Annotated in this window: 15 protein-coding genes; 11 read left to right on the top strand and 4 right to left on the bottom strand. The window is 57.8% G+C overall.

The features are described from left to right. The first annotated feature begins 47 nt into the window (after positions 1-47). The 4 genes from GTW25_RS19830 to GTW25_RS19815 all read left to right on the top strand — a co-directional run bounded on the left by GTW25_RS19830 (position 48) and on the right by GTW25_RS19815 (position 4,907). Positions 48-1,208 (top strand): phospholipase effector Tle1 domain-containing protein, encoded by a 1,161-nt coding sequence (locus GTW25_RS19830; RefSeq protein WP_252914020.1) that lies wholly within the window; start codon positions 48-50, stop codon positions 1,206-1,208. Between the two features lie 519 nt (positions 1,209-1,727). After that, on the top strand, positions 1,728-2,255 hold the full coding sequence (locus GTW25_RS19825; RefSeq protein WP_252914019.1) for a helix-turn-helix domain-containing protein: 528 nt from the start codon (positions 1,728-1,730) through the stop codon (positions 2,253-2,255). Positions 2,256-2,427: 172 nt separating this feature from the next. Further along, entirely contained in the window at positions 2,428-3,036 is a 609-nt protein-coding gene (locus GTW25_RS19820) for a hypothetical protein (protein ID WP_252914018.1), read from the top strand. Beyond that, positions 3,033-4,907, top strand: coding sequence for an AAA family ATPase (locus GTW25_RS19815; RefSeq protein ID WP_252914017.1), 1,875 nt, complete (start codon positions 3,033-3,035; stop codon positions 4,905-4,907). Before GTW25_RS19820 ends, GTW25_RS19815 begins: the two co-directional genes overlap by 4 nt. Positions 4,908-4,923: 16 nt before the next feature. Here the strand turns inward: GTW25_RS19815 and GTW25_RS19810 are convergent, their stop codons facing one another. Continuing rightward, positions 4,924-5,142, bottom strand: coding sequence for a hypothetical protein (locus tag GTW25_RS19810; RefSeq protein ID WP_252914016.1), 219 nt, complete (start codon positions 5,140-5,142; stop codon positions 4,924-4,926). A gap of 85 nt (positions 5,143-5,227) precedes the next feature. On the opposite strand from GTW25_RS19810, the gene GTW25_RS19805 reads away from it, so the two are divergent. Next, on the top strand, positions 5,228-5,749 hold the full coding sequence (locus GTW25_RS19805) for a PIN domain-containing protein (protein ID WP_252914015.1): 522 nt from the start codon (positions 5,228-5,230) through the stop codon (positions 5,747-5,749). 130 nt (positions 5,750-5,879) lie between these two features. Here GTW25_RS19805 and GTW25_RS19800 read toward each other — a convergent pair whose 3' ends face one another. Then, positions 5,880-6,143 (bottom strand): hypothetical protein, encoded by a 264-nt coding sequence (locus GTW25_RS19800; protein WP_252914014.1) that lies wholly within the window; start codon positions 6,141-6,143, stop codon positions 5,880-5,882. Between the two features lie 279 nt (positions 6,144-6,422). Then, on the bottom strand, positions 6,423-7,367 hold the full coding sequence (locus GTW25_RS19795) for a S1C family serine protease (RefSeq protein ID WP_252914013.1): 945 nt from the start codon (positions 7,365-7,367) through the stop codon (positions 6,423-6,425). Positions 7,368-7,956: 589 nt separating this feature from the next. Here GTW25_RS19795 and GTW25_RS20735 point away from each other — a divergent pair. Both GTW25_RS20735 and GTW25_RS19790 read left to right on the top strand, forming a co-directional pair. Further along, positions 7,957-8,313, top strand: a complete 357-nt coding sequence (locus tag GTW25_RS20735) for an SH3 domain-containing protein (RefSeq protein ID WP_372493260.1) — start codon at positions 7,957-7,959, stop codon at positions 8,311-8,313. 159 nt (positions 8,314-8,472) lie between these two features. After that, positions 8,473-8,829, top strand: coding sequence for a hypothetical protein (locus tag GTW25_RS19790; RefSeq protein WP_252914012.1), 357 nt, complete (start codon positions 8,473-8,475; stop codon positions 8,827-8,829). Here GTW25_RS19790 and GTW25_RS19785 read toward each other — a convergent pair. Next, entirely contained in the window at positions 8,810-9,148 is a 339-nt protein-coding gene (locus GTW25_RS19785) for a hypothetical protein (protein ID WP_252914011.1), read from the bottom strand. The genes GTW25_RS19790 and GTW25_RS19785 overlap by 20 nt on opposite strands. 665 nt (positions 9,149-9,813) lie before the next feature. Here GTW25_RS19785 and GTW25_RS19780 point away from each other — a divergent pair. From GTW25_RS19780 to GTW25_RS19765, 4 genes are read left to right on the top strand one after another with little or no spacing between them, the layout of a single operon-like run. Further along, positions 9,814-10,566: a PDDEXK family nuclease gene (locus GTW25_RS19780; RefSeq protein ID WP_252914010.1), complete on the top strand. Its 753-nt coding sequence runs from the start codon at positions 9,814-9,816 to the stop codon at positions 10,564-10,566. Beyond that, positions 10,563-12,689 carry a TnsB C-terminal domain-containing protein gene (locus GTW25_RS19775; protein WP_252914009.1) on the top strand — a complete coding sequence of 709 codons (2,127 nt, stop codon included), beginning with the start codon at positions 10,563-10,565 and terminating at the stop codon, positions 12,687-12,689. The genes GTW25_RS19780 and GTW25_RS19775 overlap by 4 nt, the downstream gene beginning before the upstream one ends. A 1-nt stretch (position 12,690) precedes the next feature. Further along, positions 12,691-13,713, top strand: coding sequence for a TniB family NTP-binding protein (locus GTW25_RS19770; protein ID WP_252914008.1), 1,023 nt, complete (start codon positions 12,691-12,693; stop codon positions 13,711-13,713). Beyond that, positions 13,710-15,572, top strand: a complete 1,863-nt coding sequence (locus tag GTW25_RS19765; protein WP_252914007.1) for a TniQ family protein — start codon at positions 13,710-13,712, stop codon at positions 15,570-15,572. Before GTW25_RS19770 ends, GTW25_RS19765 begins: the two co-directional genes overlap by 4 nt. Positions 15,573-15,894 lie beyond the last annotated feature (322 nt).

The following is a 15,894-nucleotide window of genomic DNA, read 5'->3' as shown; positions in this document are numbered from 1 at the left end:
GTGCCCACGTATTGGACGTCCTCGCAAGGGGTCGCAAGAGAGTACGAATGAAGACACTGGCACCCGGGTGTAAAAGGATCGCCGTCTTCCTTGACGGCACCTGGAATGTCACGACGGACAACACGAACGTTTGGCGGCTCTCCGCGCTGTGTGCCCCCTTCTCAAAATCCGGTGTCCGACAGGTGAAGCGGTACGACATCGGCGTTAACGGCTTCTGGGGCGGCGCGTTTGGCAAAGGAGTGGGCACCAATATCGTTGCCGCTTACGAATGGCTGGTGGGTGAATACGATCCCGGCGACGAAATCTTTATCTTTGGCTTCAGCCGCGGCGCGTTTACCGCCCGCAGCCTGGCGGGGTTCATAACCAAGTACGGGCTTCTGAAGCCTGGAGCCCCGCTTGGGGTGAAGCAGCTTTTCGAACGCTATCAACGCGCCGACGACGTGACAATTCGGGGATTGGCTGCTGCTTCCACTGACGGTTCCTTAGCCGACCCGGAGTTGGAAGAGCGTTGGATGTTGCGGTACTCGCAGCCCGTGAACATCAAAATGGTGGGAGTTTGGGATACAGTCGGTGCGCTTGGAATCCCGTGGTTCAGCTTTGAAGGCATCAGTAGGAAGACCTTCGGCTGGATGCATACAGGTCTGCGCATTCCTATCGAAAACGCGTACCATGCGCTTGCGATCGACGAACACCGTCGCTCGTTCGAACCCACGCTTTGGACAGTGAAGTCAACGACACGCGCCACGCCCCGATCGCTGGACAGCGTCGAGCAGCGCTGGTTCGTGGGCAACCATGGCAATATCGGGGGAGGCTATGGCGGTGACGTTCTCGTCCAAGCGCCATTGCGGTGGCTGCAGAAAAAGGCCGAAGGCCATGGACTTGAATTCCGATATGACGCTGAGATTGACCCCGAGCATCATGCTGCCCCTATTCCTGATTCCCACGCCGATTTCATGCGCGGCCTATACAGATTGGGCAGTGCACGCTATCTCCGACCAATTGGGTTGGAGCAGTTCTCGGACGAACGAGGAACGCACTCCATCATCAACGAAACGATTGATGGGACGGTTTTCGAGCGTTGGCATTTGAACCCCGCCTACCGTCCTGGCAACTTGTCCGATTGGGCTAGGCGCAAAGGTGTTGACCCTGAAGACATCAATGGATCCGTGCTTGCAATGGCTCCAAAACGTCCTCTTGGAGTCGATTGATAGGTGGGGCTTTAAGGAACCGTCTATAGGAATAACTCGGCCACTCCTTGGTGCATCAAAATGTGCCTCGCTCGACTTAAAAGCATGACACACCAACATGAGAGGTCCGTGCTCTTGCCATTCTGAACCTTCGGCGTGGGGTTCCGCTGCAGCGCTCGTTGCAACTCTTCCGCAAGGCATCTTCCGCAAACAATGGCTTCCAGATCATTGACGGTCTCGAACCCATGGCTTGGGTGTTGACCTTGGCGACCGCATGCATCACATTTACTACGCAAATTGCTTATAGGTAATGTGTGCACATAGATGAATTAGACATCCTGCTGGACGTCGATGGGTCGGAGGACCCTTATCTCATATTTGACGTGGCTACGTCAGATGGCGTGTTGCAGATCATGGGCGAATTCATCGTTAGCGAAAGCCACATTGTCGTTAAGGGTATGCACTTGGGCGGAGACCCGTCCATCAAATGGGGTTGGTCCAAGTTGAGGGCGCTTGGACGGACAATCGCGGAGAAATTGGATGTCGACTACATCGAAATTCATGGAGCGGTTCGGACAACGGGTGCGAACCCGGGACGTCATTCTAGTCCAGTCAGGCTTTCCGGTGCGCCTAAGCCTCAGTATCAAACCAGGAGCGAATACCCCTGAAGCAGCCCGCATTTTGGTGAGAAGGCGCGTTCCCCTTCGAAAGGCACATTCCGTCCTGACTGAAATGGCCGACCGGGGAAAAGCCTATGTTACGGTTCCCTGCGTGGAAGATCTGCATGCGCTAAAACGGGAACTACAAGGCGCGGGAGTGATTGCCCGAAACCATGCACCGGGGCAAATCGACGTGCGTCAAGTACGCGACAGAGTTGGTCTATCACAGGAGGCTTTTGCGGTTAGGTATGGGCTTGATCTTGGGACTCTTCGCAATTGGGAGCAGCACAGGTCAGAACCGGACATTGCCGCAAAGACCCTTCTATGGACGATCTTCCATAATCCTGAGGCCGTCGAGGCGTCCATCGATATGGAAGACGATTATCCGGCTCTGACGCCCTCGATCTAGCGGAACCTTCCCGCACAGCCCGGCAAATTGGTGGGTGCTCATTTGCCGGGATTGACATGTGTTTTGTTCCGTATATGTTCTCATTCATGGTCATTCTCGCTCACCACATACGCTGACAGTCGCCGCTCCCCCTCTCGGGGAGCCATGCCTGTCCCGTATCCGGTGAAATTCAATGCCCTCTTCCAACACCATTGCGCCAGTTTTGCGCTCGCGCTCGGCTGCCGTGTCCCTGAAGTTTCCTTTGATCGGCTGTGTCGGCCCTGCCGTTTTCCGATCGGCTACAGCAGCCGATATCGCTCTTTTGTTATCTGCCGACCCTGGCGTGGCCGAGTTTAGTTGCCTTCCGCGTGTCGTAGACGATCAAGGCGACGATCTTTTCCCGGACTTCGAGATCGGCACACCAAATGAGGTCAGGTACGGCCTCGTCGGAGCCTATCCTGACAATTCGATCATCAGGGATGCCGTCAACCTCGAGGCAAGCTTATGGACCGGGACCCGCCTCGCCAACCTTCAGAGACTGGCTCCCGGAGCACGGTACGTATGCCCGCCTGATGACCGCCTGCGTATCGAAGCGCTTCTTGCCGAATGTGAGTACACGACAATCGGCGAAGTCGCTGAGTGTCTGCGAACTGCGGACCCTCTCGGTGTGATCGCGGGTCTGTTCTTTCTGAACACAATCACACTCCGCATCGATGATGAAACTCTGTCCCCCCTGACCAAACTAGCAGGTCCAGCGACCGAGAGCGTAGTCGAGGCTATCATCGCGGAGGCAGGCCGATGAGACGGACACCAGCGATCAAGGATCGCTTGCTGCGATCCGTTGCACCGGCTCTCGCGTATTTTGCCCTCTGCAAGGCTGTGCGCCGCAATCCCCGTGTACGCTCAGACCGTCAGTGGCTTGTCGTGCTGCACGCCCATCAGGACGAAGACATCGCGATCGTCGAGCGGGCAGCGCGCTTCTATCTGCGCGGCAACGGAAGATCGAGAACTAACGAGTTCGCCCGTGAGGACGACGTCATCAGCGTCGATTCCAAGCCATCCTTCAGGTTGGAAGACGGCACACTCAAAGTGCCTCGAGAAAACATCCATTACAGGAAGCTCTTTCTGGTGTGTGGGCCGGACGAGAGGCCGAGCCCCGAACTCGTGTTGGCGGCCGATGCGTTTATCAGACTGGAGCCGACCAACGAGAGCCACATCCGAACGGTCTTGAGGCTGTCGCGCCGTAGCGTTCCGTCCGCACGCCAGTTGGCGGTTGTCCTGAGCAATGATCTCGCGACTATCGATTTGGCTTTCCGTGGCGACCGCACCCTGGTCGAGGCGGTCAGCCGTCTCGAAGCAATGCCCAGCAAAGAACCCCAGACATACCCGGGCAGAAACCTGGATCAAATCCACGGTATGGGTGAAGCTGGAGTTTGGGGGCGTCAGCTGGCCGAAGAAATTGAAGCCTGGAAGCAAGGCGAGCTTCCATGGTCGGCTATCGACAGCGCGATCCTCTTATCAGGTCCGCCCGGGACAGGGAAAACCTCGTTCGCGACCGGGCTCGCCAACAGCTGTGCTGCAACGTTGGTCATCGGTTCCTACGGCAGGTGGCAGGCCGAAGGACATCTCGGCGACTGTCTTGCAGCCATGCGCGATTCCTTTTCAACGGCGATCAAGAATGCCCCTGCAGTCCTGTTCATCGATGAGATCGATGCGTTCGGGAGTCGGAAGACATCGTCGAGTGACAACGCCGAATACAACAACAAGGTGATCGCAGCCCTTCTCGAGCATCTCGACGGCGTCGAGGGTCGGGAAGGCGTGGTCGTGCTCGCGGCATGCAATCATCCGGAAATGCTCGATCCGGCCCTCCTTAGGGCCGGAAGACTCGACTTGCATGTGCGCATCCCTCTGCCCGACATCACCGCGAGGGCAGCCATCCTGAAAGATCTTTTCGAGAACCGTCTTGAAATCGAGCTCCTGCGCAAGGTCGCCGCACGTACGCACGGTTGGACAGGTGCCGACCTGACCGCGTTGGCCCGCCAAGCCAAGCGGCGAGCCAGGCAGGAGCGCCGCGAAGCGTCGATCGCGGACTTGGAGGCAAGCCTTCCCCGCCTCGTCGAATTGCCCCAGGACGACCTGTATAGAACCGCGGTCCACGAAGCGGGGCACGCACTGGTGTCGATCGGCCTCAAATGGGCTGAGGTAATGTCTATCTCGGTGATTTCACATCGGGAATTGAAAGCGGGTTCTCAGACGGCTGGCGAAACGACATATAAACCTGGATTGCCGACCATCCTTACCCGATCGGAGGGTTTGAAACGGCTTGCCGTTCTCCTGGGTGGGGCAGCCGCCGAGGAACTCGTCTTCGGCGAGAGATCAGAGCTCTATTCGGCGGGGGAAGGGTCTGATCTAGAAAGCGCGATTGCTGTCGCAAAATCAATCGAGACGCTTTCTCTCGGAAAGGGCAGCGCCTTTGCACTTCCGGCTCCCTCGGGCGGCGACGCTTCGCTGGACGCCCAAGGCAGGATGGAGCGGTTGCTCGGCGAGGCCTATGCTTTGGCATTGCAGACGCTACGCGACGATGCGATGGCGCTGAAGGCAATGAGCGTTCATCTTACATCGAAGAAGTATCTCGGGCAGAAGGAAATCCTCGATGTCACCCGTCAGAATTGACGCCTGTCGATGTCTCTCAATCGCCCAGATCACCCCGGCGCAACGGACCGCCCTTGGCGAGCATATCGGCAGGATCGGTGCGCTCGGCGCGCCCGAGAGCCAGTATCTGATACTTGCGGCCTTGGTAGTGGATCGTCTGAGCCCCTGTATCGTCGACCGCCGTCAGGACGTCTTCGAGCGGACCTCCGTCACCTTTCAGGAGCCAGTTGTTCTCGCCGTCACGGGACAATCCCAAAGTCGCCTCCTCGTTAGGTTTGCGTAAGGTAAACAGATGTATGCCAAGGTCCACATTTGCAGCCTTACAAAGATCGCGAGGCCAATTGCGGTTCCTGCTCGACACCAACGTTATCAGCGAACTCGCGTTGAAGGAGCCCGACCCCCGCGTCGTTTCGTGGTTGCAGGGCAGTCAGGTGCATAAACTCGCCCTGTCCTATGCGGCAGTCGTCGAGATTGCCCGCGGGGTCGAACTCCTTAGGGACATGCAGCCCCAGCGGGCGATCCAGTACGAAGCCTGGCTTGAACAAATCCTTCGGTCTGACATCGACTGGTTGCCTTTGACCCCTGCGGTGGCACGACTGCACGGCCGTATGCTGGCGCTGCCGTCCCTGAAAGACCTTTGGACCAACGCGCCCGTAAAACGGCAACCGAAATGCAAACTGGATCTCATGATAGCAGCCCAAGCGATCACGGCGAACACACCGGTCGCGACTTTCAACCTCAAGGACTTCATTCAGATCGATCACCACTTTCCACTACCGGGAATTTTCGATCCACGCGAGGGAACGTGGATTAAGCCGACGCACTTCGGGAGCGAAATGAAGCTGCAGTCACGCATGACCTGACCCATGCGATCCTGCGCTCTCGTCCGAGCAGCTGAATTCTTTCTCTTCAAAGCGAAAAGGAAACGGATGTCGGGCTGCCGGATTTCTTTGCAGATTTCCCGCAGAAGCGGTCCACGCACCAAATTCTGCGTCATAAGACGTCCTCGTGGCGTGCGGGCATTATCGCGGGGGTCACGGCAAACATGCCGATTACGATCGCCATCAGCATGATGACAATAAGCAGGCCGGGCAAATCCGTTCGCCGGGGTGCGCGATAGAATCTTTTCACCAGAATTCTCGACGGCGGCAGGTCCGCTGGACTTGGTCCAAGCTTCCATCCGTCGCGGCGGAATCGATCATCAATTCCCGCATCGATGCCAATCCATTTCGTAGCCAGCCTGACCTTCTCGACCATAGCACCATCCCGCGGCTTGAGCGGACATTTGAGTATGTTCGCGCGCCTCGCAAGCCTGCCAAGTCTCCGGGCGATCTCCCGAGCCACCGCGGCAGTTCGAATTCTGCTCCTCCCAAAGAGCCAGCATTGCGCTTGGATCAGCCGACTGTCCCTTCAGAACTGACCCGGCTTCGCGGGTGATCTTCATCTCGTCGGTGTCCAGATCGAATGAAAAGGTCGCGACGCCATTTGTGCTCCGCTGCCTCAGAGGACTATGGGCAAACCAATCAACGGTTGCCGTCATCGTGCACGTGGAGCCGATGCAGTTAGCCGTAAGTGACCCAGCGCGCGTCGTGTAGGTGCGTACAGGCCAGCGTTCGGCAAACTTCCTTTTTTCGTCACCAGCGCCGAATGTGAAATGCGGTTGCCGTAGAAATCCACCGATGTGCCGTAGATGCTGCTCATGAACTCGATCGCCTGTTCGTTGGGCGAGGACCACGCGATATGGTAGGCGATGGCGAACGCTTCGGCGAGTTGCTCCGTGCTTGGCCCGTCATCCCGGCCCCGAGCAGCAGGAATTGTAAGCTCTGCCGATGGGCTTTCCGAAATCGCAGGCGAAAAGCAAAGCACCTGGACAATGCTTGGCACCAAAGCCTCTGACAGGTCTGCCGTTGAGAGTGGAGGCGCGGAGGCTTGGCCGTATGCGTATTCGATAGATCGGCTTTGCAGGAATAATTCCGCTACGTTGGAGCGTACGGCGAAATTGACGTTCTGTGGCAGGATTCCTGTGACGCCCGCGAAGGTTTGCCCGAGCACGGATGTGGCGATGCCAAGAACGTTGCCATCCCGATCAAGAACGGGCCCGCCTGAATTGCCTGGCTGGAGGGGAGCTGAAATCTGCAGATAGCGCGTATCGTTGTCCATGCCGACAAGGGAGTTGATGTTGCCGGTCGTTACCTTGATGGAGTCCGACAGAATTCCCGAGAGGGGAAAACCGTACGCGACTATGTCGTCGCCCAAGCGGACAGGCAGCTGTCGAAACCGAACGAACTCATCGCTTTGCTGCGATGGCAGTTTCACTGCTGCGAGATCGTTCTGACGATCCATTTTGATGTCGGTAGCATCTCCTCTGCCCGCGACAGAGACCCGCGCACACTCTTGGACCACGTGAGCATTCGTCAGCACCCAGCCATCAGCATTTATGAAGAAACCGGTTCCTGAACTGGTCGGCGAGTCCTGGGCCATGCCGGGAGCTGCTGCCGCGATGTTCGCCAGGAGTGCGCAGGTCATCGTCCTAAGAACCGGCACTGTCATTTTCCCCAACCCATCGTCCACTGGCCGCAACAAATCCCCGAGCTCGCGGCCCACCCCGGAATTTGACCTATCTCATCAAACCCTAAGGAAACCGTAGCTGCTGGAGTGAGAAGATTACGAATACTCAGTGGGATGGCAACAGAAGTCCGCCAATAAATTCAGACATGCGCAACGAGACCCTGCCTGAAATACGAACGAAGGATTCGATATTGGTTCCGTACCCTTCATCTGGCATGTCTGAAGGATAAATCAGTTTTGACAGCGATCGACTTGGGAATTCAAATCTGGTTCTGTTGCTCGTGGGACGTATAGCATCTGGGGCAAGCAAGTGGGAAAGAAGTCCGGCGGCAAACTTGGCTGGTTGGCGGCCGCAGTGCTCGCCGCTGCTTGGTGGAGCAGCGAGCCGGGTGAGAGGCAGTATCCCGATGATCAGTCACAAGCCTCCGTGCCGACTTCGACGCAGGAGGTGTCTCGTCAGCGTCAAACGGCATTCGTCACGCAAACTCAGCCCCCTGCCCCAATGGCTACAGATACATCATCACCGCGACCCCAAGAGTCCGCTCGGGTACTCTACACCACAGCGAATGTTCGGCTCCGCGAACAGCCGACCACTGAGGCACCTGTGGTCTGGACGGCTCCGGTGCGTACCCAGGTTCGATCAACGGCAACCGAATCCGCATGGCATTACGTTGCCGTTGGAGGCTTCTCAGGTTGGATGCATGGTGACTATCTTGCTGAACAGCTGCCGGATGAGCCGCCACAGCGCCGTTCCGTCTCGGTTCCAATACAGCCGCTGCGATCCATCGCTCCAGCACGGTCCTCGGCAGGAACGCCGATCAAGGGCACCCTACGTAGGCACTTGCGACTGTCCGTATGACCAGATGCGAAATGGACGTCGCTGCGGGAACAACAGTGCTTATAGCAAGCCTGGCGGCCGGAACCCGGTTTGCTTTCAATGAGCTCCACGGATCAAATTTACGACTGAGCTAACGATTAACCTGTTGTGCTGTATGCCGCCGACGTAAATGGAGGTGTCATGCAGTCGATAGGATTCAGGCTTACCGAAGATCATACCGATTTCTGGTTTTTCGGGACGACCGACGACGGGTTTCCCACCCAAGCTTATCTTGGTGTGGAAGGACTTCACAGACTACTGGGAGAGATGAGAAAGCGGCAGCTTCGAATTGTCCATCAACTGTTGGACTCCGAGGAGGTCCGGGAAGCTCTGCGGAATTTTCAATCGGAACATTGGCTGGTGATCGATCTGGCTACGAATGGCGCGCGTTATCTTGCCTTTGCGTCCGCAGACAAACGCGTAGATGATGGCCGATACGAAACGATCACGGAACTCCGCGCGGCGGTAGCCGAGCCCGTTAAGCCGCGGTTCCCATGATCTGACGATAGCGGCGCGCAGCCTCGACATGATCTCGCGTTAATATGCGGGGATTGTCCATGGATTTCTGGACAAATGGATGTTCGAGATTGAGCAGACTTCCTTTACCATGTTCATCCTCTACGAAGGCGCAGCGTTCGGCCTCACGTTCAAACCACGCAATTCTCTCGCGGACTTCAGGTGAGCCTGACGCTCGCAATTCCTTGCCCCATTGCGACACATCTCGGAAAAGCAGGTCAACAAAACCGGCTTCGTAATCGAACCGCAGTGTTTCGAGCAGCCAATTCTCCCGGCTATTCTGATTCCAATTAATCGGCATCTGCTACTCCTCATCCACACTCACATGAATAGGTTGGATGAACCTGCCGCCGGCTGCAAATGGCCGAGGCCGAACGCCAATCCGAGACGGCGGGATCTTTTCGATGCTAGCGTGACGCGATACCTGATGCATATCGTTCATTATTTGTTCTATTCGATGCGGTCGGGGAAGATTTGCCGCTGCCAGAAAAAAGATCTTGCCTTTATCACAGCGAGCTAATATTGAGCCCACCTCCGGTTCGCCGGACATCAAAGGAAGCCAACATGTTCTCTCCAATATCGATAAGTGTCAGAGCGAAAAGCTCCACGGCTGCGTAAGCTTCGATATCGGAGTCGGCGCGACCGCGCCCGGGCTTCTTCCATCTGCACAAACTTGAACGGTACCCGTCTCGACTGATTATTCGGTCGAGCGACGGTAACCGTGCTGTCGATCATTTCCGTCCTCCATTACGGGGAGGATCGATCATTGCAACTTGCCGCACTCCCGCGGCCAACCAAGGAGGTACGCCAATGCAACTGCTTGTCTCAACTGCCTCCCTGGGGGCAAATCACATCCTGCGAATACGTCGCTGACGTTTCCGGACACGTCGTCCGAAGCCTCATCACGTCCCCCAATCAAGGGGTTTCAGCTCCGGCAGCCACCGGAGAACGCAGGAGATTTGTATCTTGACCACGAATTCGAAATCCGGCTGGAGCCGTGAATCCAGCATCCCCACCCGCATGGAGGAGACCGCAGGAGTGCGCGTTCCGCCTCGCCGCTCCCTTGCCCAGCGCAACATCACGTTGCGGTCCAGAGGATCGTTTCGCGGCACGATCATCAATCCGCTGAACAATCGCGAAGTCCACTACGAGAGCGTTCTCGAGCGTGATGCTGCGTACATCCTCCTGACCGATCCGCGCGTAGTCGCGCTCCGGGAACAGGCGGGGCCCGTCAAGTTCCGTGACGAAAACGGTACCGAGCGCAGCCACTTCTTCGACTTTTCCGTGAACTTGAAAGACGGATCGACGCACCTGATCGCAGTCAAATACGAGCGGGATGTCGCCAAGTCCGGCATCACCGACATTCTTTCCAAGGTCCGACAACGGTTGCCGCGCAGGGCGGGACAGTTCGTTCACCTTCGCACCGACCGCCATATCACGCGCGTGCGGGCCGCGAATGCCCGTCTCGTGTTCGCTGCCAATCGCGATGCGGATCCGGCTGACGTCGCGATCATTGTTGACGCCATCAGAACGTTCCACGGGACCATGAGTGCGGAAGCGCTTCTCATGACCGCCGGGCTCAACACGCCGAAGGGGTTCCTCGCACTTGCCCACGCCTTCGGTCTCGGCCTCGTGAAGTGCACCGAAGACCTCCCCCTCACCCATTCCTCGCGGATTCGAGCGGTGAGGCCCGGGCCTGCCGTTGGAGGCCGCCAATGAACGCGCCTTGCGAAACCTTGCCGATCCGTCTGGAGCCGCAGGACAAGGTGACGATTTCCGGCATCGACTATGTGCCCGACTCCTTCGACGACGATGGCCACACCCTGCGCCGTCTGGACATGCCTGATGCCTACCATCAGTTCAGCCATGACGAACTGCGTTCCATCTGGAATGAGCACGTCCAGCTGCATCCCCGCTTTTTCTCGCGGTCCAGCGGGAAGCGACGCGCGAGCGGCTACACCTTGCAGACCCTTCCTCGTGACGAGCTGCCGAAAATCTATTGGCGAAAGGACTGGTGCGACGCGTTCCTGGAGGAAGAGCGCGCCGGGAAAGTCAGCCGTTCCGATCAAGCGATCAGAGAATTCGTTGCAGAAAACGAACTTCGGATCATGGGCTTGGCATCTCGCGCAGAGGCCCGGTCCGGCCGCTGTGACCGCCTGAGGAAAAGCTACGGTCCGCCCAGCCCGACATGCCTGAGAGAATGGCTTCGCAAATACGAAGCCGCCGATTTCGATCCGATTGTCTTTCGCGACCGATACGGCCGCAGTGGCAACCGGACGGATCGGCTCCATGAACAGGTTCGCGCGCTGCTCGTCCAAGCCGCCGAATCCTATGCCGATAGTCGGCGTCCATCGAAAGAACAGATCATGAGACAACTGCACGAACAGATGAACGACCTGAACACCCGCCGGAGCGAGGAAGGCGAACCCACCTTGGCAGTTCCCTCAATGTCCACGCTGAGCCGCGAGATTACCAAGCTGAACGTATATCAAACGGTGGCAGTCCGAGAGGGCTTCGCGAAGGCAAGGAACAAGTTTTCTCCCGTAAGGCACGAGCACTCCATCCGTCGTCCGCTTGAGCGTGTCGAAATGGACGAGTGGCTCGTCTCGCTACAAACGCTACTTCAAAAGGCAGAGCTCTGGAGCAAACTCTCCCCAAAGCAGAAAGCCGAGGCCAAAAAGACCCGCGTCTGGCTTTCGGTCATGATCGATTGTGCCACCCGCTCCATCGTCGCCGCGCATCTCATCAAAGGCTCGCCAACCTCGGAAGACGCTCTCGCGACGATGCGGATGGCCGTCAGCGACAAGTCCGCGATCGCGGCTGCAGCGGGCTGCAGGAGCCCCTGGCTTGCAGGCGGGCGATTCGAGGCAATGGCAACCGACACCGGGGCAGCCTATTACGCTCATGAGACGCGAGCCGCTTGCGGCGATCTTGGGGCAGATCAAATTTTCCCGCCCGCGGGTGTGCCCCAGATGCGCGGTCGGATCGAGCGCGTGTTCTCTACCCTCCACAAACAGTTCGTGTCACTGTTTCACGGCCGGACGTTCGAAAATGTCGCGGCCAAAGGCGACTACGATGCAGAGGCCATGGCGATCATGGATGCGGACGAGCTCTACCTGCTTCTGATCCGCTATATCGTCGACATCTACCACAATCAGCCCCATGACGGGTTGGGCGGCGAGACGCCCAACGAGTGCTGGAACCGCTTGGGCAAGAGGCATTTCATTCGGCCGCATGCCGATGCCAACACGATCGGCTCCGTGTTCGGGGTCACGCTCGAGCGCACCTTACGCCGTGAAGGTATCGAAGTTTTCGGCATCTTCTACTCCCACGACGACCTGCACCGTGCACGTCGTGAGAAGAACACCGCCAAGGTGAAAATCCGCGTGGATCAAACCGACCTCAGCCGGATCTGGGTCCACCTGGATGACAAATGGCTGACCGTGAACGCCGTGCGCGACGACCTGAAAAGGGTGGCGTTGGATACGTGGCTAAAGAACCGTGCGGAGGACATGAAGGAATTCGCCGCTCAGGCCGAGATGGCAAAACCTGTCGTAGATGCAGCCTACCGCGACATCAGACAGTTCGTCATGTCGGCCGAGCAGCGCGCCGGTCTGTTCCCGCTGACCTACTCGAATGCGCGCCTCGTAGGACTGGCCGACTCCATCTCGAAGTTTGCCCGCACTGATGATGCGCTTTCCGAATGCGACATGCTCGAGGCCTATGATGAGGAGGAGACGAACCCCGTCACCGATCTCCCAGCCACTGAAAACAGCATCATCTCCGGGCCGTCGGTCGGCCAATCGAACACCGACGACAGCGACGACTTCCTGGAGGACTGATTTGAAGAACGCGACCGAGAACCCGACCGACCAAATCGCACGTGATCTGCTCAAGGCTTACCTGAAGCGTGACCAGGATGACGTGCTCGAACAGAGGTTGCAGGAGCTGATCATCGTCACCGATCGGGTGCATACGCCGCGCACGGACGGAGATCGCGTCGGCCGTCTGGCTGAGTGCAAAATCCTCGCTCTCGTCGGGCGCTCCGGGGCGGGCAAGACAAGAGCATTGGAGCGCGCGTTCGCAAACCGGCCGGAATTTTCTGGTTTGCATGAACTCGACGCGGGATGTCCGCTGATCTCGCTCAAGGCTCCATCGCCTTGCACGCTCAAGCAGCTCGGCATCGAAGTGCTCAAGGCACTCGGCTATCCGCTGAGGCGCGATCCCAAAGAGTACGAAGTCTGGGACATGGTCCGCGAGCGCCTCGAGATGCAGGGCATCCGCTATCTGCACATCGATGAGATCCAGCACGTCACAGCCAAGGCGAACCGCAATCGTGTCCAGAACATTCGGGACACGTTCAAGGCGCTCGTTCAGCGAAGGGAATGGCCGGTTTCCCTCATCCTTTCAGGAACGCCTGATTTCGTACCGTTCCTGGAAGAGGACACGCAGATCAAGCGTCGGTGCCTGAATGTTGCCTTCCCCGACCTGAATGCCGAGCAGGATCATCGTTGGGTCTTGGATCGGGTCCGGAAGCTGATCGAGAAGAAGACGCCCTTGGTCGACGTGGAACAGGATCTGGAGATTATCACGCGTTTGATGCACGCGTCCGAATTCCAGTTCGGCACCCTTATCGAATTTGTACAGGATGCCGCGTTGAAGGCTCTGGACGATGGTCTCGACAAGCTTCGGATGAGCCATTTCGCGGACGTCTATGCGATCCGGACGGGGTGCCCGGACGATGCCAATGTCTTCGCATCGGAGAATTGGCAAAGCATCGTCGTGGGTTCCGCGCTGCAGGACGTATTCTCACCGTCGCCGATGCCACCTTCCTTCCAGAAGGTGCGGGTGGAGCGTGGCCGATGAGCGGTCTCCTTCCCAGCAAATTCTCGGCATTTTTCCACAACGACGAGACGACTTGGAGTTTCATCTCCCGGGTCGCGTTCCTGAACAAGCGTTCGCCTGGGGAATTTTGTCGCGACATCGGCGCGCCCCTGCGGGAGATCGCTGCCGGAGACCAGATCGCCATTGATCGTTTGGCCTTGGTCACCGGATCATCCGCTTCTGCAATTCGCGCAAGAACGTTCATCCTCGAAGAACGGAACCGTTATCGCTTCGGCGACGAACTCGTCGCGGTCCAGGGATTGGACTTCAGGAGCCTGCGCTTTTGCCCGGAATGCATCCGGTCCGACGCCGATGGCGGGTCCGGCCTCGTCGAAGGACGTCCGTACCGTCGGTCTGCATGGATGTTCTCTTCCTATCGCACGTGCCATCTGCACAAGACCGAGCTGGTCTGCGTACCTGCGGGTGACGGGCCGTCGGCATTGGATTTCGCGGCTGCCATCCAGTCTCACTTGCAAGCCACTTTGTCTTCGGCAGACCAGCGACCTGCGCACGAAGCTCCTCTGGAAGAGTACATCGTCGGTCGCTTGGCCGGAACGCGACCCGAGTCCAATTGGCTGAATGGCTTTCGTATCGATGCGGCAGCGCGCATGTGCGAACTGACGGGTGGCACTGAACTGTTCAAGGACGTCATGCTTGCACACATGACGCCCGCGATGCTTCGTCAGTCCGCCTCGAGCGGTTTCATGGTGGCTAGCGCTGGCCCTGAGGCTGTGCGGGCACTCCTTGAGCAGGTCCAGTTACGGATGCCAGAACCGGCGAGAACGGCCAGCAGCGCCTGGCCTTCGCTTCAGGCCTATCTGACAAGGGCAAACGACGATCCTGAGTATGATGCCTTGAGGGATATCGCCTTCGATCAAGCTGTTCGGTCCATGCCACTGGGACCAGGCGATCTGTGCCTCGGCCGAGAGGTCGTGACCCGGCATATCCATTCTGTAAAGTCAGCTGCCAGCGAAACAGGCATGCATCACATCCGGCTTCGCCGATTGCTTGAGAAAAAAGGTATCATCTCTTCCGAGGCGGCGAAGCTTCACAGCGGACGAATCCTGTTCAACGCCGCCGCCGCCAAACCCTTTTTGGACATGGCTAAGGATGCGCTGCCACTTGAGACAGCGGCGAGGTATCTGAACGTGCGTTTCAAATGCGCAAGGCAAATGGCAGCAGCGGGCCTTCTTGAGCCGCTTGCCGCGGTCGACGAAGGTCCGCTAACTCAGCACGCTATCCCGAAACGGGAGCTTGACGAATTTCTCTCCGGCCTTACTGCCCGAGCCATCGAAATCCGAGACGATGAGCCCCAATTCCTCGCAATCGCGCCCGCTGCCGGTATGTCCAGGCACAAGATTGTCGATATCGTGAAAGCAATCCTTACGGGGGGATTGAGGGAAATCCGATACGACCCGCACGAGTCTGGGTTTAAGTCAGTCCTTGTGAGCCTCGATGAGATTGCCATGTTCTTCACGAATAAGGCTCCCGCGATGGAAGCGACAAGCAGAGGGTATCGCTCGGCCTTCAGCTATAACCACGCAGCTAGCGTGATTAAGACGTCCACCACGGTTGTCGGCGCTCTTGCCAAACATGGCATCATCGAGACGGTCTTGCGCGGCGTTCCTGGGTCCGAGTCGAGAACCACTGTGCCAGACCCCGACAGTGTGGACGACTTCGCCCAGCGCTATATTTCTCTACGCAATCTTTCCGAGGAGACCGGGATTCACCCTGGCACTCTCCGCTGCAAACTTGAGAAGGTAGGTCTGGCTCCGGCTTTTCCGAAGGAACTGGTCGGCACGAGGTTTTATGATCGAGCGGCATTGCCCGACCTCAGATAACCCTCCAGTCGTTCACCTCAAGCCCGGCTCGCCGGGCTATTTTTTTTGGCCGAAAGCCATCGGTTTTGGCCGCGTGCGCGCTTTTGAGCGAGATTGACGAGGTTGTTCCAGGTGCAGTGAGGGCCACTATGCGAAAAAACCCTTTATTTACGTTCACTTAGCGTTTCGATAAGCGGAACTTTGCGGTCGGTGACATAACAGAATGTACCTAAGACATGGGTGACAACCTCGTGCCGAACGGGTTGTCGATGGTCTGCAAGGTCTTCTGTTCCAGGTCGATATATCCCAGATCATAGTGCATGAAGCTGACGAGCCAAATGCC

It is taken from the genome of Aliihoeflea aestuarii (genome assembly GCF_024105665.1).
Classification (GTDB): domain Bacteria; phylum Pseudomonadota; class Alphaproteobacteria; order Rhizobiales; family Rhizobiaceae; genus Aliihoeflea; species Aliihoeflea aestuarii.
Note: the sequence above shows the minus strand (reverse complement) of the source record. Positions and strands in the feature narration are given on the sequence as shown.